The sequence below is a fragment of the Shewanella sp. Isolate7 genome (assembly GCF_022398425.1).
GTDB lineage: Bacteria > Pseudomonadota > Gammaproteobacteria > Enterobacterales > Shewanellaceae > Shewanella.
On the sequence record NZ_JAKEVJ010000033.1, the window covers coordinates 1 to 20,563 of the forward strand.

At 52.2% G+C, this 20,563-nt stretch carries 18 protein-coding genes; 4 read left to right on the plus strand and 14 right to left on the minus strand.

The features are described 5' to 3' along the window. Window positions 1–145: 145 nt before the first annotated feature. Window positions 146–463 carry an IS66 family insertion sequence element accessory protein TnpB gene (locus tag L1D47_RS10115; protein WP_239884558.1) on the minus strand — a complete coding sequence of 106 codons (318 nt, stop codon included), beginning with the start codon at window positions 461–463 and terminating at the stop codon, window positions 146–148. A gap of 188 nt (window positions 464–651) precedes the next feature. Further along, a complete protein-coding gene (gene asnS / locus L1D47_RS10120) occupies window positions 652–2,052 on the minus strand; it encodes an asparagine--tRNA ligase (protein WP_239884560.1) in 1,401 nt (466 codons plus the stop codon). Between the two features lie 246 nt (window positions 2,053–2,298). Here asnS and L1D47_RS10125 point away from each other — a divergent pair, with 246 nt between their 5' ends. Then, window positions 2,299–2,634, plus strand: coding sequence for a hypothetical protein (locus L1D47_RS10125; RefSeq protein ID WP_239884562.1), 336 nt, complete (start codon window positions 2,299–2,301; stop codon window positions 2,632–2,634). A 235-nt stretch (window positions 2,635–2,869) separates the two neighbouring features. On the opposite strand, the gene L1D47_RS10130 is transcribed toward L1D47_RS10125, so the two are convergent. Next, window positions 2,870–3,445, minus strand: a complete 576-nt coding sequence (locus L1D47_RS10130) for a CoA pyrophosphatase (RefSeq protein ID WP_239884564.1) — start codon at window positions 3,443–3,445, stop codon at window positions 2,870–2,872. Between the two features lie 17 nt (window positions 3,446–3,462). Continuing rightward, window positions 3,463–4,899: an aminodeoxychorismate synthase component I gene (gene pabB / locus L1D47_RS10135; RefSeq protein ID WP_239884566.1), complete on the minus strand. Its 1,437-nt coding sequence runs from the start codon at window positions 4,897–4,899 to the stop codon at window positions 3,463–3,465. 127 nt (window positions 4,900–5,026) lie between these two features. On the opposite strand from pabB, the gene L1D47_RS10140 reads away from it, so the two are divergent. Continuing rightward, window positions 5,027–6,550, plus strand: a complete 1,524-nt coding sequence (locus tag L1D47_RS10140; protein WP_239884568.1) for a fumarate hydratase — start codon at window positions 5,027–5,029, stop codon at window positions 6,548–6,550. 176 nt (window positions 6,551–6,726) lie between these two features. Next, window positions 6,727–8,775: a S9 family peptidase gene (locus tag L1D47_RS10145; RefSeq protein WP_239884570.1), complete on the plus strand. Its 2,049-nt coding sequence runs from the start codon at window positions 6,727–6,729 to the stop codon at window positions 8,773–8,775. A gap of 291 nt (window positions 8,776–9,066) precedes the next feature. Here L1D47_RS10145 and L1D47_RS10150 read toward each other — a convergent pair whose 3' ends face one another. Both L1D47_RS10150 and adhE read right to left on the minus strand, forming a co-directional pair. After that, window positions 9,067–9,717, minus strand: a complete 651-nt coding sequence (locus L1D47_RS10150; protein ID WP_239884572.1) for a 2OG-Fe(II) oxygenase — start codon at window positions 9,715–9,717, stop codon at window positions 9,067–9,069. Between the two features lie 207 nt (window positions 9,718–9,924). Continuing rightward, complete coding sequence (gene adhE / locus L1D47_RS10155) at window positions 9,925–12,543, minus strand: bifunctional acetaldehyde-CoA/alcohol dehydrogenase (RefSeq protein ID WP_239884573.1); 2,619 nt, start codon at window positions 12,541–12,543, stop codon at window positions 9,925–9,927. A 320-nt stretch (window positions 12,544–12,863) separates the two neighbouring features. Between adhE and L1D47_RS10160 the strand changes: the two genes are divergently transcribed. Continuing rightward, on the plus strand, window positions 12,864–13,499 hold the full coding sequence (locus L1D47_RS10160) for a YchE family NAAT transporter (protein ID WP_041511309.1): 636 nt from the start codon (window positions 12,864–12,866) through the stop codon (window positions 13,497–13,499). 339 nt (window positions 13,500–13,838) lie between these two features. Here the strand turns inward: L1D47_RS10160 and L1D47_RS10165 are convergent, their stop codons facing one another. The 8 genes from L1D47_RS10165 to L1D47_RS10200 form a co-directional block, all read right to left on the minus strand. After that, window positions 13,839–15,164 (minus strand): anti-phage deoxyguanosine triphosphatase, encoded by a 1,326-nt coding sequence (locus tag L1D47_RS10165; protein ID WP_239884574.1) that lies wholly within the window; start codon window positions 15,162–15,164, stop codon window positions 13,839–13,841. Window positions 15,165–15,192: 28 nt separating this feature from the next. After that, window positions 15,193–15,780: a 5'-deoxynucleotidase gene (yfbR, locus tag L1D47_RS10170; RefSeq protein ID WP_239884576.1), complete on the minus strand. Its 588-nt coding sequence runs from the start codon at window positions 15,778–15,780 to the stop codon at window positions 15,193–15,195. Between the two features lie 296 nt (window positions 15,781–16,076). Next, window positions 16,077–17,291 carry a pyridoxal phosphate-dependent aminotransferase gene (locus tag L1D47_RS10175; protein WP_239884578.1) on the minus strand — a complete coding sequence of 405 codons (1,215 nt, stop codon included), beginning with the start codon at window positions 17,289–17,291 and terminating at the stop codon, window positions 16,077–16,079. Window positions 17,292–17,569: 278 nt separating this feature from the next. Then, window positions 17,570–18,130, minus strand: a complete 561-nt coding sequence (gene efp / locus L1D47_RS10180; RefSeq protein ID WP_041511305.1) for an elongation factor P — start codon at window positions 18,128–18,130, stop codon at window positions 17,570–17,572. 47 nt (window positions 18,131–18,177) lie between these two features. Beyond that, window positions 18,178–19,347 (minus strand): elongation factor P maturation arginine rhamnosyltransferase EarP, encoded by a 1,170-nt coding sequence (gene earP / locus L1D47_RS10185; RefSeq protein ID WP_239884580.1) that lies wholly within the window; start codon window positions 19,345–19,347, stop codon window positions 18,178–18,180. 107 nt (window positions 19,348–19,454) lie between these two features. Then, on the minus strand, window positions 19,455–19,982 hold the full coding sequence (fldA, locus tag L1D47_RS10190) for a flavodoxin FldA (RefSeq protein WP_011865715.1): 528 nt from the start codon (window positions 19,980–19,982) through the stop codon (window positions 19,455–19,457). A 50-nt stretch (window positions 19,983–20,032) separates the two neighbouring features. Then, window positions 20,033–20,305, minus strand: coding sequence for a LexA regulated protein (gene ybfE / locus L1D47_RS10195; protein WP_041511303.1), 273 nt, complete (start codon window positions 20,303–20,305; stop codon window positions 20,033–20,035). Between the two features lie 11 nt (window positions 20,306–20,316). Beyond that, window positions 20,317–20,538 carry a DUF2788 domain-containing protein gene (locus L1D47_RS10200; RefSeq protein ID WP_011865717.1) on the minus strand — a complete coding sequence of 74 codons (222 nt, stop codon included), beginning with the start codon at window positions 20,536–20,538 and terminating at the stop codon, window positions 20,317–20,319. Between the last annotated feature and the right edge of the window lie 25 nt (window positions 20,539–20,563).

A 20,563-nucleotide genomic window follows, 5' to 3' on the forward strand; every position in this document is an offset into this window, starting at 1 on the left:
TTTTTGTTACAGAAGATAAACAGCGCATCCCGGAACGGATTCAATTCCATCTGTTGCTCGACCACGACTATCAAGCCATTGATGGATTTACGGAAGTCGACATTATCCAGATAAAGATAAATGTCAGAAGGCTGAACGAACATCTTCATTCGTTCAGCGCCTTCATCAGGCTAGCCAGCCAGTGCAGATTAACGTCCGCTGGTACACTCAATGCTGAAGATGCGTGCTTCAGCACGAATGTCTGAGTGACATCTTCTACTTGCGACTCAAAGGTGGTGACTTCGCGCTTAACGTGAACAAATTTATTGTTGGTTCGCTGAAGCCTGATGTCACTGCGTCTGGCGTAAAATGTTTGGATATTAATCTGATGCTGACGGCAAAACGCCACCGCCGATAATCCGCTTTGTTCCTGGCGGTCGAAAAGATCCAGCCAGGTATTTACATCTCGTCGTTGATGCCGCATGGGTATTCTCCTTAGTAAAAGGAGCACTATGCAGTAGCAGCATCAGTTTTTGAATGTGGGGATCACCGGACGGTTACGCAACATCTGAGTGAGTTAGCCCATAGAAATTGCTAACTGAAATCTGCGCCCATAAAAAAACGCCCCGTAGGGCGTTTTTTTTGCAGAACTTGCTAAGCACTTAGCCAGCTTTAGAAGTTTGCTGATTTAGGCGCGCGTGGGAATGGGATCACGTCGCGGATGTTCGATACGCCGGTCACGTAAGAGACCAGACGCTCGAAGCCCAGGCCGAAGCCTGAGTGTGGCACAGTGCCGTAACGGCGCAGGTCACGATACCACCAGTAATCTTCCTTGTTCAGGCCCATCTCGTCCAGACGGGTATCTAGCACGTCCAGACGCTCTTCACGCTGGGCACCACCGATGATCTCACCGATGCCAGGAGCCAGTACGTCCATGGCCGCTACTGTCTTGCCATCTTCGTTGAGACGCATGTAGAAGGCTTTGATATCTTTTGGATAGTTCTTCACGACCACAGGTGCCTTGAAGTGCTCTTCCGCCAGGTAGCGCTCATGCTCAGATTGCAGATCGATACCCCATTCGACGTCAAATTCGAACTTCTTGCCACAGGCCTTGAGGATCTCAATGGCGTCAGTGTAATCCACCTGAGCGAAATCGCTGTTAACGAAGTTTTCAAGACGCTCGATAACCGTCTTGTCGACGCGCTGGGCGAAGAACTCTAGATCGTCACGACGCTCGTTAAGCACGGCGCGGAAACAGTACTTCAGCATACGCTCGGCAAGACCGGCAACATCGTTCAGATCGGCGAAGGCCACTTCCGGCTCAACCATCCAGAATTCTGCCAGGTGGCGACTGGTGTTTGAGTTTTCGGCGCGGAAGGTCGGGCCAAAGGTGTAGATCTTAGATAGCGCACAGGCGTAGGTCTCGCCGTTTAGCTGACCCGATACCGTCAGGAAAGATTCCTTACCGAAGAAGTCTTCGCTGAAATCGACCTTACCCTCGTCGGTACGTGGCAGGTTTTCCAGATCCAGTGTCGACACGCGGAACATCTCACCGGCACCTTCACAGTCAGAAGCCGTGATCAGTGGGGTAGACACCCAGATGAAGCCTTCTTCGTTGTAGAAGTTGTGGATCGCGTGAGACAGACAGTTACGTATGCGAGCGACCGCGCCGATGATGTTAGTACGAGGACGCAGGTGAGCCAGTTCGCGTAGATACTCGATAGAGTGACGCTTGGCCGCCATAGGATAGGTATCAGGATCTTCAACCCAGCCTGTGACTTCAACCTTAGTCACCTGCATCTCAAATGCCTGGCCTTTACCTGGGCTTTCAACCAGTTCACCCGTCATCACGACAGAACAACCGGCCGTGAGGCGTAGGATTTCGTCGTTATAATTGTCTAAGCTATTTGGCACAACGCCCTGAATGGGATCAAAACAGGAACCATCATATACGGCAAGAAAAGAGATGCCGGCCTTGGAATCTCGGCGAGTTCTTACCCAACCGCGTACGGTAACTTGCGAACCAACCGCAAAATCACCTTTAAATACAGAAGCGACAGATGCAATGCTCATTGTTGCTTAGTTCTCCAACGAAACGTTTTATTAAAAATTTTGGAGGTTTATATTACCTTGCTGGTGGCTTTTCTCAAGGGAAAAACAGCAGATAGATTGGCCTAAAGGCAAATAAAATGGGCATTTCAGCCAAGGCAGGCTTAAGCGCCATAAAAAAGCGGCCTTAATCTGCTGCTTATCCGCTGATGGTGTTAGGCTGGAAAGCTTGTTATGCTTAAAATATGGCCAGTTAATTCAGTGGGCTAAATGAAAAAAGTCAAAATTTTCCAGATGTTTTTAGGCACCTTGTCGATCTTAGGTTGGTCCCTGGCCGTGTATGCATTATTGCTGTTTGGAAAGGCCAGGCCGGATCGCGCCGTGGGTTACTTTCTCAGTAAGGGGGCGAGCGTGCGTCTCACCTGGGATCCCACCATCACCCTGAGGCTAGAGTATGTGATCTGGAGCTGCGCCGCCATCAGCCTGATTAACCTGGCCTTTAACTTTTATGTGGCTCATCACAGCCGCATGGGCTACTGGTTTAATATCCCACTTCTGCTGTTAACCTCGACCGCCGCGGGGCTCTACCTTAAGTTTTTTGTTTAGCGCTTTAGCCTGCCAGACTCCACTTTGAGTTATAAATCCGGAGAGGGTTTGATTGAGCTTGGCTTAGGGAAGGTGCGTTACAGTTCTTGCGAAGGACTAGGGCCATTCGCTGCAAACTGTGCCTTGCATCTATCCACTTTAAGCACTCGCAGAGCAAGCACGGGACTTATTCGCACCTTCCTTAGGTTTAAAGAGGAAAAGTCATTCTAGACTGGTCGCTTGAAGACTTATGGTTTTAGCGCGGGTCACCTATCTGGCGACAGAGTCTGTCTATCATGGCGGCGGTGGCGCCCCAGATGAAATAGTCGCCGTAGGGAATGAAGTAGACGGGATAATGTACGCCGCGGCGGGAGAACTGTTTCTGAATACGATTGGCGGGATCTAGAAGGAAGCTTAGGGGTACGCTAAACAGCTCATCTACCTCGCCAGGATCGAGCACAGGCTCAAAGGCTTCTCTCACCACGCCGATGATCGGTGCGATGGCAAAGCCGGTGAGGGTGTTAAACATGGGATATTGGCCAAGGATTTCGACATTGTCGCGCGGTAGGGCGATCTCCTCGAACGCCTCACGCAGCGCGGTATCGGCGTAACTCTCATCACTCTCCTCAACCTTGCCGCCGGGAAAGCTAATCTGCCCAGGGTGGGCTCTGAGATGAGTGGGCCTGCGCGTTAGTAGCAGCTCAAGCTGCCCGCTTTGTACAATCAGGGGGACGAGTACGGCGGCCTGTCGCAGGGTGCGATGGATCTGCGGCCCTGTGTCTGTGGGCAGTTGGTGCAGAGCGTAGCGCCGTTTGAACTCGTCCAGTGTCATAATTGCCTAATTACTTGTCAGTTACTCAGTATGGGGAGGATCTTACTCACCTTATCATAACTTTCCTGATATTCGGCATCGACCCGAGAGTCAGCCACTATGCCGCCGCCCGCCCAGCAGTAGAGGTGAGGGGGCTCGGCCACCAGGGTACGTATGGTGATGCTGGTGTCCATCTGTCTGTCCTGGCTGATGTAGCCGATGGAGCCACAGTAGAGGCTGCGACGCGATGGTTCCAGTTCTTCGATGATCTCCATGGCGCGGATCTTAGGCGCGCCCGTGATAGAGCCACCGGGAAACGCTGCCCTGAGCAGATCGCAGGGGGTGTTGGGTGCCGCCAGTGTTGCGGTTACCGTGCTCACCAGGTGGTGCACCGCCGGGAAGCTCTCGATAGCAAACAGATGGGGCACGCGCACGCTGCCTGGGCTGGCCACCTTGCCTATATCGTTGCGCAGCAGATCCACTATCATCAGGTTCTCGGCGCGATCTTTCTCTGAGGCGGCCAGCATTGCGGCCGCTGCTTTATCTGCCTCGATATCGCTCGCTCTGGCCATGGTGCCCTTGATGGGTTTGGTCTCTATCGCGTCGCCGTTTAACTTGATAAAGCGCTCCGGGGAGATGGAGAGAATGGCGTGTTGCTCCAGACGGATAAAGGCAGAGAAGGGCGCCTTGTTGCTGGCCCTGAGTTTCAGATAGGCCTGCCACTCGTCGCCGCGATACTCGGCCTCGAAGCGCTGGGTCAGGTTGATCTGGTAACAGTCGCCGCTGTGCAGGTACTCCTGCACGCGATCAAATTTGTCTCGGTACTCATCTTTGGTGATCTGCGCCTGCCAGTCACGGCTCAGTGAAAATGTTGCTTTGTTAACTGCTTTGTCGCCTTGTCTATGGGCGCCTAGTCGCGACTCGATGTCCGCCAGGCGCGATTTTAGTGCCGCCTCGCCGTGATAGTGCACCAGAGACCATGTCTGGCTCTGGTAGCAAAATAGCAGCGCCCAGTCATAGAGGCCGACATTCATCTCGGGCAGGCTGATATCCTTGGCGGCGGTGGCGGGTAGCTTCTCGATGCGCCGACCCAGGTCATAGCTAAAGGTGCCCAGAGCGCCGCCACTGAAGGGAAGCTCGCATCTATGCTGCACCGGGAAATAAGCCGCTATCGCCGCCTGTAATATCGAAAAGGGATCTGTCTTGCTGCTCGTCTCTTGGGGATAGTCAGTTGCTGGGGTTTGGTTATCCCCAGCAGGGCGCAGATGCCTTGTCTGGGTCACACCCTCTTGACTGGTGATGGTGGCTAAGGGATCGAAGCTGATGATGTCGTACTTTGCGTCACAATGATCGCTACCAGCAGAGTCAAGCAGTATGGCCCTGGGTAGGTGAGCAAAGCAGCCAAATACCTCTGTGGTGGAGAGTTGCCAGTCTAACTTTTGTACCCTAACGCCTTGAGTCGACGAAAAATCCATCGATAACCCTTATCTAAAATGTGATGTTTCCCTAAAAGTCGCGAAAGAGTATCATATTGTGAATGGATTCAAAAAAAATACGCGACCCTGCAAAAGGGCGGTGAATAACCAAACTGTGAGTAAGGAAATGTCTGTGACTATAGAACAGCCCATCATCAAGCAAGCGGACCTCATCGAGAGTGTCGCCGACGCGCTACAATATATCTCTTATTACCACCCTAAAGATTTCGTTGACGCCATGGCCGAGGCCTATGAGCGTGAAGAGAGTGCGGCGGCTAAAGACGCTATCGCGCAGATCTTGATCAACTCGCGCATGTCTGCCGAAGGCAAGCGTCCGCTGTGTCAGGACACGGGTATCGTGACCTGTTTCGTTAAGATCGGCATGGGCGTCAAGTGGGATAAGACAGACATGACGGTGCAGCAGATGGTGGATGAAGGAGTTAGACGCGCCTACACCAACCCCGACAACCCGCTACGCGCCTCTATCGTTGCCGACCCTGCCGGTGGCCGTAAGAACACCAAAGACAACACCCCGTCTGTGGTACATGTCGAGATGGTGCCGGGTAACCATGTCGAAGTAGCCATTGCCGCCAAGGGTGGTGGATCGGAAAATAAATCTAAGATGGTGATGCTAAACCCATCTGACGATATCGCCGAGTGGGTTGAGAAGACCCTGCCCACCATGGGCGCGGGCTGGTGTCCGCCAGGCATGCTGGGTATAGGCATCGGCGGCACCGCCGAGAAGGCGGCCGTGATGGCCAAAGAAGCCCTGATGGATCCTGTCGATATCCACGAACTGCAGGCCAAGGGCGCCGAAACCGCCGAGGAGAAGCTGCGTCTGGATATCTTCGAGCGTGCCAACAAGCTGGGTATTGGTGCCCAGGGCCTTGGCGGCCTGACCACAGTGCTGGATATCAAGATCAAGTCTGCGCCTACCCATGCGGCCTCTAAGCCAGTGGTGATGATCCCTAACTGCGCCGCGACCCGCCACGTACACTTCCACCTCGATGGAACCGGCCCTGCCGAACTCGAGACACCTAAGCTGGAAGATTGGCCAGAGATCACCCGCGAAGCGGGCGAAGGCGTACGTCGTGTCGACCTAAACACTGTGACTCAGGCCGATATCGAGCAGTGGAAGAGCGGTGATGTACTGCTGTTAAACGGCAAGATGCTCACAGGTCGCGATGCGGCCCATAAGCGCATCCAAACCCTTATCGAGAGCGGTGAAGGCCTGCCTGAGGGCGTCGATTTCACCGGTAAGTTCATTTACTACGTTGGCCCCGTCGATCCAGTGGGCGATGAAGTGGTTGGCCCAGCAGGCCCGACTACGGCAACCCGTATGGATAAGTTCACCGACCTTATGCTGGACAAGACAGGTCTGATGGGCATGATAGGTAAGGCCGAGCGCGGCCCGGCCACCGTCGAGTCTATCAAGAAGCACAAGGCGGTTTACCTGATGGCCGTGGGCGGCGCAGCTTATTTGGTTTCTAAGGCGATCAAGAAGTCTCGCGTGGTGGCCTTCGAAGACTTAGGTATGGAAGCCATCTATGAGTTCGACGTGACCGATATGCCGGTTACCGTTGCCGTTGACAGCGAAGGGGTAAACGCTCACGAAACCGGTCCTGCGACCTGGCGCGTGAAGCTTGCCTAATAGCGCTTAACAGATAACGAATTGGGCGGGTTTTAGGTGAGTCAGGCGACTTGCTTAAACCCGCAATTTTGTTTAGTGTCTGTTGCGATATTTTGCACGACTTTTTGGCTTTAGGCGCCATTTCTTAGCATTAAGCATTGTCGCCTTGCCGTTCAACCATAAAGATGACAATAACAATGAAAAAAACTGCAATCATACTTGCCTTGGCGACTGCCGGTCTGGTTTCTGGCGTTCATGCCGCATCACCAGAGCCTTTCAAGGTACAACATCTCGTTAAAATGAATAAGCTGCATTCCAGTGCACTGTCGAATGACGGCACTAAAATCGTTTATGCAGTTAAAAAATTTGATGATAAAGGTGAGGCGCAATCTGACCTTTATCTTCAGTCTCTGACCGGCGAAGGCCAGGTAAAGCGCCTGACCTCGGCCAAAGGCACAGAGCACAGCGTCGCCTTTAGCGCAGACGACAAGAAGATCTACTTCCTGGCGGCCCGCGATGGCAGCTCGCAGCTTTATGAGCTGGCGCTGGACGGCGGCGAAGCGGTGAAGATCTCTAACCTGCCGCTGGATGTAGAAGGCTTTAAGTTGTCGCTAGATGGCAAACAAGTCGTGATGAACATGCGTGTCTACCCCGAGTGTGACACCTTGCAGTGCACAGCTGACAAGCGTGAGCAGGAGGCCGAGCGCAAGTCGACTGGCCGCGAATACAAGCAGCTGATGGTGCGTCACTGGGATACCTGGGGCGATCACAGCCGCAGCCACCTGTTTGTGGCCAAGCTTGACGGCAAGCTGATCGACAATGCCGTCGATGTCACTAAAGGGCTGGATACCGAAACGCCGCCACTGCCGTTTTCTGGCATGGAAGAGGTGACCTTTACCCCTGATGGCAAGTATGTGGTGTACAGCGCCAAGGCACCGAGCAAGTCACAGGCATGGGAAACCAACTATGACCTATGGCAGGTCTCTGTGCTGGGCGGTGAGGCGAAAAACCTGACTGAGAGCAACAAGGCCTGGGATGCCCAGCCAACTTTCTCTGCCGATGGTCGTTACCTGGCTTATCTGGCCATGAGCAAGCCTGGCTTCGAGGCGGATCGCTACCGCGTCATGTTGCGTGACACTGTGACGGGCCAAGAGAAAGAAGTGGCTCCGCTGTGGGATCGCAGCCCAAGCTCACTGGCCTTCGGCGCCGATAACCGCACTCTGTATGTGACGGCGCAGGATCTGGGTCAGGTCAGCATCTTCGAGGTCAACACCCAGTTTGGTGACGTGAAGACGCTGCACAACGACGGCAGCAACAGCATTCTCGGTGTGACCGGCGATAAGATTGTCTTTAACCATAAGAGTCTGGTTGAGCCGGGCGATCTCTACACCATGTCGCTGGACGGTCAAAATGTAAATCGTCTGACCGAGGTGAACAAAGACAACCTGGCCAAGATTAAGTTTGGTGAGTTTGAGCAGTTCAGCTTCAAGGGCTGGAACAACGAAGAGGTCTACGGTTACTGGATCAAGCCTGCTAACTACAAGCAAGGCAAGAAGTATCCTGTTGCCTTCCTGGTACACGGTGGCCCACAAGGCTCTTTCGGTAACTCTTTCAGCAGCCGCTGGAATGCGCAGCTATGGGCGGGCGCAGGTTACGGCGTGGTGATGATCGATTTCCACGGCTCTACCGGTTATGGTCAGGCCTTTACCGACTCTATCTCGAAGGACTGGGGCGGTAAGCCGCTTGAAGATCTACAGAAGGGTCTGGCAGCGGTGACCGCGCAGCAGAAGTGGCTCGATGGCGATCGCGCCTGTGCCCTGGGCGGGTCTTACGGCGGCTACATGATGAACTGGATCCAAGGCAACTGGAACGACGGCTTCAAGTGTCTGGTTAACCACGCGGGTCTGTTCGACATGCGCTCTATGTACTATGTGACCGAAGAGCTATGGTTCCCAGAGTATGAATTCGGTGGCACCTATCAGGATAACAAGGCGCTGTTCGAGAAGTTTAACCCGGTTAACTATGTCGATAACTGGCAGACGCCTATGCTGGTGATCCACGGTGAGAAAGACTTCCGTGTACCTTATGGTCAGGGACTCGCCGCGTTTAGCTTCATGCAGCGTAAGGGCATTCCATCTGAACTGCTTATCTACCCAGATGAGAACCACTGGATCCTTAACCCAGATAACCTAGAGCAGTGGTACGCCAACGTGCTCGGTTGGATGGATCGCTGGACCAAGAAGTAAGCACAGTTAATGACTCGTAATACCAATCACAGTAAACATGTGATCAGAAATAGCGCAGGAAAAACGCTTGAGAACAAAGCAGGATTTTTAGATAAGTAGTTATTCTACAATTAAAAATACTAATACAGTTATCGAGCGTTTTCACAAGCTAGAATGATCAATTGTTTATTACGATTGGTATAAGATATGGGTGATATTTTAGTCACCCGATCATAGAAATTAAAAAGCCAGAACTCAGTTCTGGCTTTTTTGTGGGCGGGACGCCAAGGTCCTTGTCTCGTATTAAGGGCCTTAGTGCCCCGGCATGCCGTCGTTGATGCGATACCAGGAGGTGAGGCTGTATCTGTCGTGATGGGACAGTGACACCTCATGGGGAAACAGCTCGCTTAAGAAGATCACCATGGTGCCGGATCTGGGCTCGATCGTCTGAAAGGGGGCCGTTTCGTCACCTTGGTACATCAGCAGTTCACCGCCATGGCTGGGTTGCCAGTCGGGGTTGAGGTAGAGAATGCTGGTGAGCTTGCGGTTGGTTTGACCCCGAAAGGCGTCCAGGTGTCGCTTATAGAAGGCGCCTGGGGCGTAGTAGGCCAGCATGGCTTCTTGATCGAACAGGCCCAGATAGAGATAACGGTTCACCGCCAGGCGCAGTTGCTCTGACCAGGTGAAATAGTCCAGGGTAAAGTCCATCGACTCGTTGAGCCAGCAGATCTTGTCACGGCGTATGGTCTCGACAACCTGTTGGTCTTGGGCGCGGCCGATTGCCGCGGCCTTAAAGTCTTTCTCGGCAAGCTCTGTGATCCCATCGAGTAGCTGCTGCAACATGCTAGGTGTGAAGACATTATGCAGCACCGCATAGCCATGGGTGGCAAGCTGGTCGCATATGTCGGCAAACAGCATATCGTCGAGTGCAGGATCGGATGTTAATTCTAATTTTGCGGTCAATGGCTTAGGTTTTTATTGAGGCGGTGAAGCCTTATAGTCCTAAGCGCTGAGCCTGGCTAACTAATAATTTTTGTGGTTAGGATAAAAAGCTTTTTATTTTGTTTTTATCTAATAATAACAAATAGCTATATTTCTATTTGGACTAACTATGACATAAAAAAAGGTGCCACATGGGCACCTTTTAAGCTTAGCTAACGCCATCGCGCCTTAAACCGGATCTTGATACTTCTTACCGTAGAAGCTGGCGGTCAGAATCGCTTTTAGCTCGGCGATCAATGGGTATCTTGGGTTGGCACCGGTACACTGGTCGTCGAAGGCGTCTTCGGCCAACTCATCAAGCTTGGCGAAGAAGTCGGCTTCGTTGACGCCTGCTTCTTGGATCGAAGCCGGAATGCCAATCGTCTTCTTGAGTTCATCGATTTTTTCGAGCAACGCTTCCACTTTTTCTTCATCGCTAATGCCTTCGCCTGTCGCGCCTTTAAGTTTAAGATGTTCAGCTATCTTTGCGTAACGACAAAGGGCCTTGGGTCGATCGTACTGGCTGAAAGCGGCCTGCTTGGTCGGCAGATCGGTCGCGTTAAAGCGGATCACGTTACTGATAAGCAGCGCGTTTGCCAGGCCGTGGGCTAGGTGGAACTCTGCGCCTAGCTTGTGGGCCATGGAGTGACAGATACCCAAGAAGGCGTTGGCGAAGGCGATACCGGCAATGGTTGCGCCGTTATGGACCTTCTCACGAGCAACCGGAGCCTGAGCCCCCAGTGCGTAGGAGTCTGGTAGGTATTTAACTAACAGATCCAGCGCTTGCAGTGCCTGACCGTCACTGTATTCGTTGGCCATCACGCTGACATAGGCTTCCAGCGCGTGGGTGATCGCATCGATACCACCGAAGGCGGTGAGCGACTTTGGCATGTCCATGACCAGGTTAGGATCGACGATCGCCATGTTAGGTGTCAGCTCATAGTCGGCGATCGGGTATTTCATGCCGGTTTGCTCGTCGGTGACCACGGCAAATGGCGTGACCTCTGAACCTGTACCCGAGGTAGTCGGGATAGCGACCATCTTGGCCTTCTTGCCCAGTTTAGGGAACTTGTAGATACGCTTACGAATATCCATGAAGCGCAGCGCCAGGTCGGCAAAGTCGACATCAGGGTGTTCGTACATGACCCAGATGATCTTGGCCGCATCCATAGGTGAACCACCGCCCAGGGCGACGATCACATCGGGTTGGAAGCTCTTGGCCACGCTGGCACCTTGATTAACGATGGCAAGGGTTGGGTCGGCCTCAACCTCATAGAAGACTTCGGTTTCTAGGCCCTGAGACTTCAATATCTTGATGGTCTCATCGCAGTAGCCGTTATTAAACAGATACTTGTCTGTCACGATCAGCGCGCGTTTCTTATCGGTTAACTCTTCGAGGGCGATAGGCAAGCTGCCGCGGCGGAAATAGATAGAGGAGGGGAGTTTATGCCACAACATATTTTCGGCTCGCTTGGCGACAGTTTTCTTGTTGATAAGGTGGCTAGGGCCAACGTTTTCTGAGATAGAGTTACCGCCCCATGAGCCACAGCCCAGAGTAAGCGAAGGCGCTAACTTAAAGTTGTAGAGATCGCCGATGCCGCCCTGAGATGCCGGGGTGTTGATCAGAATACGAGCCGTCTTCATGCGATAGCCGAAAGTTTTCACCCGCTCTGTTTGGGTATCCTGGTCGGTATACAGGCCAGAGGTGTGGCCAATGCCGCCCAGTGTGACTAAGGCTTCTGCCTTGTTGAGTGCGTCTTCGAAGTCGCTGGCACGGTACATGGCCAGTAGCGGAGAGAGCTTCTCGTGGGCGAAGGCCTCGGCTTCGCTGACTTCGGTAGCCTGACCGATTAACACCTTAGTGGTGCTTGGTACCTTGATGTTGGCCATGGCCGCTATGGTCGCCGCACTCTGACCAACGATGTCGGCGTTGAGGGCACCATTTTTCAGGATCACCTTCTGCATCGCCTTGGCTTCTTTGGCCGAGAGGATATAGCCACCGTGGCTGGCAAAACGCTCTTTAACCGCGTCATAGACGGCATCGACCACGACGACGGCTTGTTCTGACGCGCACACTACGCCGTTATCGAAGGTCTTGGACATCAGGATAGAACTGACCGCGCGTTTAATGTCGGCGGTTTCGTCGATAACAATCGGGGTGTTACCGGCGCCAACACCGATCGCAGGCTTACCTGAAGAGTAGGCGGCCTTAACCATGCCAGGGCCACCTGTGGCCAGAATCAGGTTGATCTTCTCATGGGTCATCAGCTGATTAGACAGGGCAACGCTGGGCTCGTCGATCCAGCCGATAATATCTTTCGGTGCGCCGGCTTCAACCGCGGCTTCCAGTACCAGGCGGGCGGCTGTTGTAGTCGATACTTTGGCTCTTGGGTGCGGCGAGAAGATGATGCCGTTACGTGTCTTAAGGCTGATCAGAGCCTTGAAGATGGCAGTAGAAGTCGGGTTGGTGGTAGGCACAATACCGCAGATGAGGCCCACTGGCTCGGCAATGGTGATGGTGCCGAAGGTGGGATCTTCCTCTAGGATGCCGCAGGTCTTGTCATCCTTATACTTGTTGTAGATGTATTCGGAGGCGAAGTGGTTCTTGATCACCTTATCTTCCAGCACGCCCATGCCGGTTTCGTTTGCTGCCATCTTGGCAAGCGAGATACGGGCATCGGCCGCGGCGAGGGCGGCGGCGCGGAAGATCTTGTCGACCTGCTCCTGACTAAAGTTGGCAAATTGTGCCTGGGCCTTGGCGACCCGTTCGACCAGTTGGTCGAGTTCCTGTTGGTTGCTAACAGTCATAATAAGATCCTTTAAAAAAAATTTAGCGAAAATCGGTTTTGGCTAAATTCTCTTGATGAAACAAAATTACACTCTTGGCGGGGTGATAACCGTGATCGACGCCGCAAAACCTCCTGTTAATGTAATAAAATGACATTGTGAGTACAATGTGAAGGTTCTCACTGGCATAATTCTAGTCGGGTAAAAATAGAATATTTAAGTCAAAGTTGTGAAATGTGATAGAAAATCTCGTTTTTCCAGGCGTGAGCAATACTGTACAGTATGCGTTTTTCAACCATACTGCTTTTTAACCGACTATAACGTCACTTGAGGAGATGACATTGGATTTAACACTCTATGTTAAATTTTTTCTTGGTTTGGTAGCCATAATTAACCCCATAGGTTTGCTGCCCGTGTTTGTGAGTCTGACCAGTCACCAGACGGAAGCGGAGCGTAACCATACGGGCAAGGTCGCTAACTTTGCGGTGGTCGTGATCCTCCTGGTCACCATCATTGCCGGCCAGCATATCCTCAACATGTTTAGTATCTCGCTGTCGGCGTTTAGAATTGCCGGTGGTACCCTGATCGCGATCATCGCCATGTCCATGCTACAAGGTAAGCTGGGCGAGGTGAAACGCAACCAGGAAGAAGACAGGGAGGCGTCAGGCATGGAGTCGGTTGCCGTAGTGCCCCTGGCTTTGCCACTGATGGCCGGCCCCGGCGCGATCAGTTCTGTCATAGTGTCGGCGGCTCAGCACAACACCTTCAGCGATCTTATCGGTATGTCGATCACTGTGGTGATCTTTGGCCTCACCAGCTTTACCCTGTTCCGTATGGCGCCGGTGATCTTCAAGTTGCTGGGCAAGACGGGCATTAACGTGATCACCCGTCTCATGGGGCTATTAATGCTCTCCATCGGTATCGAGGTGATGGCGGCCGGGTTTAAGGGCTTATTCCCAAGTTTGATAGGCGGCTAATCGCTAGCAGATGTCACAGCTGATAAAAAAACGCGCCTAGAGCGCGTTTTTTTATGCCTAGGGCCTGTTGACCTTTTGAGAACGATTTTTGTTCTAATTGAGCACGTTCAAATCGCGGCATGAGGCTTGAAGTATAGTTATTCTATATAAAAGCCGAATAACAAAGAGTTGAACGTGCTCAAGACGAACCCTGTGGGCAGCGTCTGTATCATTTTTCTACTGCGTTATCGCTCATTGATGTAGTGCACTACATTGCAATCGCTCTGCCTTGTATAACAGCGATACAGAATGCTGCAAAAATGAACGCGAAAGATAAACAGGCCCTAGGTGTTGGATTCTCTACTGTAGATCGATCAGGGAGCCTGCGCGGGCGCTAAAGAGATGTTGGTGCAGGCGGGCGGCAAACTCATCTGTCATCCCCGAGATATAGTCGGCGATCACCCGGTTGCAGTTACCCTCTAGCGCCGCCATCTGCTGCCAGCGTTCCTGGGTATTGAGCGATAGTAGGCGCTCGGGATCCGAGGCGAAGGCCTCAAACAGCTCCATGACGATCTGTTGCCCCTTGTATTCCAGCATCTGGATCTCTGGCTTACGGATCACCCTTTTGTAAACAAACTGCTTGAGTACATGCAGTGCCTCGGCAAAGGGTGCTTCTAGGCGGGCATTGTATCTTAGCAGGGGCTCGTTAAATTCCGGGTTTTCATCGATAAGGATAGCGGTGACAAAGCCGTTCACTAAGGTGCCTATGGCATCCTTGCGCAGATGATTTTCCAGCGCAAACAACTTGTCGCCGATATTGGCAAACTCTTTCGCTATCCAGTTATCTTCACTCTGACTCAGCACACTGGCCACATCCTGTTGCCACATGACCTGGGTGACTATACCCATGACGATGGCATCTTCGAGATCATGGATTGCGTAGGCGGTATCGTCGGCCAGCTCCATGATGGAGCAGTCCAGGGATTTATGCCGTGTACGCTTGTGTTGATCTGTTGCTGAGGCCTCGGCCGAGACGAATAAGGCTCTGTCGCTCTCTGACAGCGGCTTAAGTACCCAGTCGAGCACTACCTTGTCTTCGTCGAAGATCCCTTTAACCGGGCGCCATTGGCTGGGCTTGAGCTGGCGGTAGCTGTCGACTTCGGGCCTAGTTTGGGACTGATACAGCTCGGCGTGGCTCGCAGGATACTTGAGGATCCCCAACAATGTGCGCCGGGTGAGGTTCATGCCGAAATGCTCGGTATAGGGCTCTAGCGCCGTGAGGATCCTGAAGGTCTGGCCGTTGCCCTCAAAGCCTCCGTCGCTGCGCATCATATAGTTAAGCGCGACCTCGCCGCCATGGCCGAAGGGAGGGTGGCCGATGTCGTGGGCCAGGCAGAGGGATTCTATCAGGCTCATGGAGTCGAGCAGGTGATGCAGGTCCGGGTATTTCTGTTTCAGCTGGGCGCAGATCCCTGTGCCTATCTGTGATACCTCTAGCGAGTGAGTGAGGCGGGTGCGGTAGAAATCGTTCATCCCCACCCCCAGCACCTGGGTCTTAGCCTGCAGGCGCCTGAAGGCGGCCGAGTGGAGAATGCGGGCGCGATCGCGCTGATAGGGGCTGCGGTGGTCGTTGCGCCTGAGCTTCTCTTCGCCCAAGCGTCTTTCATGCCAGATAGCCGATGTCATATGCTTTCCTCTTTGGCAGCCTTAGCCGCTATAGCAGGCGATTGATCTCATCGAGATTGAGCTCGAAGCTGGGTATAAAGGTGTCAATAAAATATTTTACTGCCGGATCCGGATTCTTGCTTAAAGATTCGGTGAGGCGGCGCTTGGCGGTGTTGAATTCATGATTGCCGGCGGTCTGCTCCTCCAGGCATTTGAGGTAGGCGCAGAGGGTGTCTGCCGATTTGACCAGTTGTTTGTACTCTTCATCGGCCTGATCGCTTATCAAGAGATCTTGGTAATCTTCCTGAAACTCCTCTGGCACCATCTCAAGTAGCCTGCGCTCGGCGATAGCCTCTATCTTCTTGTACTCGGCCTCGATCTCCTTATTGAAATACTTAACCGGGGTCGGCAGGTCACCGGTGAGGATCTCGCTGGCATCATGAAAAATGGCCAGGGTGGCGGCGCGCTCTGGGCTGAGCTGTCTGTTGAACTTTTTATTGGCAATAATGGCCAAGGCGTGGGCCACCATGGCGACCTGAAGCGAGTGTTCTTGCACATTTTCCGGGCGGACGTTATACATGAGCGGCCAGCGTTGGATCAACTTCATCCTGGCCAGGTGGGCGAACAAATGACTCATACTGCTTTCCCTGTTGAGCTAAGTTGGTTTAACAGTAACACAGGGCAAGTGAATAGAAACAGTGTCTTATACCAATCGTAATAAAAACCTGATCATTCTAGCTTGTTAAAACGCTTGATAACTGCGTTAGGATTTTTAATCCTGGAATTACTAACTCTGGAATAACTACTTATCTAAAAATCCTGCCTTGTTCTCAGGTGTTTTTCCTGCGCTATATCTGCTCACTGATTTATTGTGATTGGTATTAATTATAAAAAAGCGATCCTGAGATCGCTTTTCTGTTGGCTTGAATGAACTTACTGGCTGTAAGTTGACAGGAAGTCGCCAAATTCCACCAGCGCCTTATTCAGGTCCTCCTTGTGGGGTAGGAAGACGACCCTGAGGTGATCCGGCTCTGGCCAGTTAAAGGCGGTGCCTTGTACCAGGAGAATTTTCTTCTCTTTGAGTAGATCAAGCACCAGGCGCTCGTCGTCTCTCAGGTTAAACTTCTTGGCGTCCAGTTTCGGAAAGGCGTACAGGGCGCCCTTAGGTTTCTTACAGCTCACCCCGGGGATCTGGTTGAGCAGTTCATAGCAGGTGTCACGCTGCACCGTAAGCCGGCCTTCGGGCGCCACCAATTCGTTGATGCTTTGATAGCCGCCCAGCGCCGTCTGAATGGCGTGCTGATTGGGCACGTTTGAGCACAGGCGCATGGAGGCCAGCATATCCAGGCCTTCGATATAACTTTTGGCGGCCTTAAGGTTACCCGAGAGCATCATCCAGCCGACACGAAAGCCAGCGGCGCGGTATGACTTGGAGAGACCGTTGAAGGTGACGGTGAGAATGTCGTCCGATAGGGTCGCCGCCGGAATATGCACGGCGCCATCGTAGAGGATCTTGTCGTAGATCTCATCGGCAAACAAGATGATGTCGTGCTGACGGCACAGCTCGATGATCTCCAGCAGTAACTCGCGGGAGTAGACGGCGCCCGTCGGGTTGTTGGGGTTAATCAGCACTATGCCGCGGGTACGGCTGTTTATCTTGGCTTTGATGTCATCTAGATCGGGAAACCAGTCGGACTCCTCGTCGCAGCGATAGTGCTGCGCCTTACCGCCGGAGAGGTGCACGGCAGCTGTCCACAGGGGATAATCGGGAGAGGGCACCAGCACCTCGTCGTCACTGTTAAGCAGGCCCTGCATCGCCATGACGATGAGTTCAGATACACCATTGCCTATGTAGATATCTTCGATATCGACGCCAAACAGCCCCAGGCTCTGGTAGTGCTGCACAATCGCCTTGCGCGCCGAGAACAGGCCCTTGGACTCGCTGTAGCCCTGTGCGCTGGGCAGATTAAGGATCACGTCGCGTACTATCTCTTCCGGGGCCTCGAAACCAAAGGGGGCAGGGTTACCGATATTAAGCTTAAGGATGCGATGGCCTTCGTCTTCCAGGCGTCTGGCTTCCTTATGAACAGGCCCGCGGATGTCGTAACAGACGGTGTCGAGTTTATTGGACTTAATGATAGGGCGCATCGAAACCTCGTGATAGCCAGTAGAGAAAAAAGCTGCTTGTGTTAAAGCTCGTAAGTTATCGAACAATAACGAAAAAAAGTATTGTTTAAAAGGGGCTTTGCCGCAATTTGGCAATTATTTTCAGAGGAAAATGCTGAAAGACTTATTTGTTAAAAATAAAATTAGTGATAAATGCTAACGTGGCGGTCAGATGTAGACAGTTAAACTGGATTGGTTGGCTGTAGCTACAAAAAAGCCAGCGAAAAACGCTGGCTTTCATCATTGGGTAAACGGCTTGTTTACGCGCGCTTCTTGAACTCGTGTGTGCGAGTATCGATCTCGATCATGTCGCCAGTTTTCACGAAGTCTGCAACGCTAAGAGTTGCGCCACCAGCGATAGTTGCTGGCTTCATTACCTTACCAGAGGTGTCGCCACGTGCTGAAGGCTCTGTGTAGGTCACTTCACGTACAACAGTTGTTGGTAGTTCAACAGAGATTGCCTTGCCTTCATAGAAGGTTACCTGGCACTGCTCTTCCATGCCGTCAACGATATAGGCAGCTGCGTCGCCCAGGTTGTCGGCTTCAACGTCATACTGGTTGTACTCTGCATCCATGAAGACATACATAGGATCGGCAAAGTAAGAATAGGTACAATCAAGACGGTCTAGAATGATATCTTCCATCTTGTCTTCACCCTTGAAGGTGGTTTCAGTCGATGAGTCTTGAAGTAGGTTCTTCAGCTTCATCTTAACGATAGCCGCGTTACGGCCAGAGCGAGTTGTTTCAGTCTTTTGAACAACCCATGGGCTGCCATCTAACATGATCACGTTACCAGGACGGATTTCATGAGCAGTTTTCATTTCTCTATTTCCTATATTTTAGGGTGTTTCTATTTCAACGCAGTATCTTAGCTATTTTTAACGAATTGAACTAGTCGTGTTGCAAGATCTGCATCATTTATTGCTTCATCCGGCCATTTTTGCGCGTGTTGCGTCAGGGCCGCATGTGCGGTAATGACTTGTTGCCACAGGGGAAGCAGGGCTTCCTGGCTACCTTGATTGAAGCCAATATTGAGTGCTTTCCAGGCGTCGGCAACTTCTGGCGCCAGATTATGACAATAAAGTGCCATAAAGGCTTCTAATTTTATCAAGTGATAGTCCTCTTCCTGAGGATAGATGTGCCAGATAAAGGGTTTGGCCGCCCATTGGGCGCGCAGGAAGGAGTCTTCACCGCGCACTATATTAACATCACAGCTCCAAAGTAGCCTGTCGTACCCTTGCTGATCTGTCATCGGCAGAAGATGAATGGCCAGCTTGCCATGGCAAAAACGCTGACCCGGCGCTAAGTCCTGTTGCGGGTCTATGAAGGCGGCAAGACTATTTAGGCTGCGGCCAATGGGAACCAGCAGATGTACCTGCTGTTTGCCTTGGCTCCAATGCTGGCAAAGTGCCTCTAGGCTCGCGGTTTCATAGCTAAACAGGCTGATCACAGTATCGTCGGCTGCAATGCCACTGAGGCCAAGCTTGGTAAAATAGTTAAGTCGCTGCTGTGTCTCTTGCCAATGTTGCCTTGTCGCCAGCAGGTCCGATTCGCAGATGAGGCCGCCTGTCTTGTTGGTAAAGCCCGGGAAATAAAACTGCTTCTTCAGGCCGCTGCGCTGCAGGGAGGGCAGGCCGTGGCAGCCCTCGACCCAATCTTCTGCGCTGAGATACTCAAGGTTTAGCCATACCGGCACCTTGTCACCGGCTTGATGTGCCTTGGTTATCTTGCCTAGCACTTCTGGCGGCAGTTCACAGGCGAAGGCCTCGATAAGCACCTCTCCGGGTAGATAGTCCTGGCTGAGGGGCAGATCCCAGTGCTTGATGCAGACGCCTTCGAAGGTCTGACTCGGGCATTTGGGATCCAGCGCTGGCAGGATATGGCCAAAGCTTGCTAGATCGTCGACCCAGAGATTGACCGCTAGCCCATATTCCTTTGCCAGCTGTTTGGCGAGGCGCCAGGTGACGCCGATATCGCCATAGTTATCGACGACGGCGCAGAAGATGTCCCAGTGAGGCGTGTGAGTATGACTGTGCATGGGGGAAGATTAGGTTGAACTGTCTCTGTGTGGGTGATTCAAGGTATCGGCTTCAGGGCTAAAAAAAGCGGCTGTTTGCCGCTTTTTATGCTGATGTGGCCGGGAGGTTAGTCTTCCAGCTCTGCCAGGCACATCTCTTCGTAGATCTGTTTTACCCAGGCATCGACACGCTCTTCGGTCAGCTCTGGTTGACGATCTTCGTCGATACCCAGACCCACGAAGTGTTTATCATCGGCCATGCCTTTAGAAGCCTCGAAGTCATAGCCGTCGGTTGGCCAGTGACCGATAACCACTGCGCCGCGGGCTTCAACGATCTCGTTAACCATGCCCATGGCATCGAGGAAATACTCGGCGTAATCTTCCTGATCACCACAACCAAAGATAGCGACCAGCTTACCGTCGAAATCGATCTGTTCTAATTCAGGGAAGAAATCGTCCCAATCACATTGGGCTTCACCGTAATACCAGGTAGGGATACCGAATAGCAGCAGATCATATTCTGCAATCTGTTCTTTGGTACTCTTGGCGATATCCTTGACGTCGACCATCTTCTTGCCCAGTTTCTTCTGGATCATCTTGGCGACGGCTTCGGTATTACCTGTATCACTGCCGAAAAAAAGACCTACAGTTGCCATTGTCTTTCCTTTATCTAGTTCACTGACATTTGTTTCAACACCACTTAAGATCAGGGTCTTACCTGCTTAAGCAATATCGATTCGATTAATTGGCTGCGGCTGATGTTACTGGCCAAAGCCTTTTCATTCAAGGCGTCGTATAAATCTTGTGACACCTTTAACTCTATTCGTTTTAATCCTGCGGCTCTGTCGCGCTGGATCTGATTTCGCTTGTTGACCTTTAATTGTTGCTCCCGGGGAAGGGGATTGCTGCGAGGACGTCCTCGGCGCTTCTCCGTTGCAAACAGGTCTATCGTTGTTCTGTCTGAAGATTCTTTTGCCATCGAATGTTCATTTAACCTATGCCAGAGCTCTCCCAGGAGAGTTGGATCAAGCCCTTAGCTATAAACCCGGCACAGCCGAGAAATAATACTAACCAAACAATATAGCGGCCAAATTTAGGGACATTTCCCTGCTTGAGCACGTCATGTATTGCCATACCAATAAAGAAAAATATCGCTGCAAAGAACAGGTTTAAGCCGACCGCCTCTATCTGTTCCATGTACTGAGATAACATGCTGCGTTCCCTCAGGCTAAAAAAA

What these genes read in the sequence shown, in the direction of transcription:
- L1D47_RS10200 (WP_011865717.1), bottom strand. Translation starts at nt 20,538, where the DNA reads ATGTTATCTCAGTACATGGAACAGATAGAGGCGGTCGGCTTAAACCTG.
- fldA (WP_011865715.1), bottom strand. Translation starts at nt 19,982, where the DNA reads ATGGCAACTGTAGGTCTTTTTTTCGGCAGTGATACAGGTAATACCGAA.
- earP (WP_239884580.1), bottom strand. Translation starts at nt 19,347, where the DNA reads ATGCACAGTCATACTCACACGCCTCACTGGGACATCTTCTGCGCCGTC.
- yfbR (WP_239884576.1), bottom strand. Translation starts at nt 15,780, where the DNA reads ATGAGTCATTTGTTCGCCCACCTGGCCAGGATGAAGTTGATCCAACGC.
- L1D47_RS10165 (WP_239884574.1), bottom strand. Translation starts at nt 15,164, where the DNA reads ATGACATCGGCTATCTGGCATGAAAGACGCTTGGGCGAAGAGAAGCTC.
- efp (WP_041511305.1), bottom strand. Translation starts at nt 18,130, where the DNA reads ATGAAAACTGCTCATGAAATCCGTCCTGGTAACGTGATCATGTTAGAT.
- pabB (WP_239884566.1), bottom strand. Translation starts at nt 4,899, where the DNA reads ATGGATTTTTCGTCGACTCAAGGCGTTAGGGTACAAAAGTTAGACTGG.
- L1D47_RS10130 (WP_239884564.1), bottom strand. Translation starts at nt 3,445, where the DNA reads ATGACACTGGACGAGTTCAAACGGCGCTACGCTCTGCACCAACTGCCC.
- ybfE (WP_041511303.1), bottom strand. Translation starts at nt 20,305, where the DNA reads ATGGCAAAAGAATCTTCAGACAGAACAACGATAGACCTGTTTGCAACG.
- L1D47_RS10115 (WP_239884558.1), bottom strand. Translation starts at nt 463, where the DNA reads ATGCGGCATCAACGACGAGATGTAAATACCTGGCTGGATCTTTTCGAC.
- L1D47_RS10175 (WP_239884578.1), bottom strand. Translation starts at nt 17,291, where the DNA reads ATGCGCCCTATCATTAAGTCCAATAAACTCGACACCGTCTGTTACGAC.
- adhE (WP_239884573.1), bottom strand. Translation starts at nt 12,543, where the DNA reads ATGACTGTTAGCAACCAACAGGAACTCGACCAACTGGTCGAACGGGTC.
- L1D47_RS10145 (WP_239884570.1), top strand. Translation starts at nt 6,727, where the DNA reads ATGAAAAAAACTGCAATCATACTTGCCTTGGCGACTGCCGGTCTGGTT.
- asnS (WP_239884560.1), bottom strand. Translation starts at nt 2,052, where the DNA reads ATGAGCATTGCATCTGTCGCTTCTGTATTTAAAGGTGATTTTGCGGTT.
- L1D47_RS10140 (WP_239884568.1), top strand. Translation starts at nt 5,027, where the DNA reads ATGTCTGTGACTATAGAACAGCCCATCATCAAGCAAGCGGACCTCATC.
- L1D47_RS10125 (WP_239884562.1), top strand. Translation starts at nt 2,299, where the DNA reads ATGAAAAAAGTCAAAATTTTCCAGATGTTTTTAGGCACCTTGTCGATC.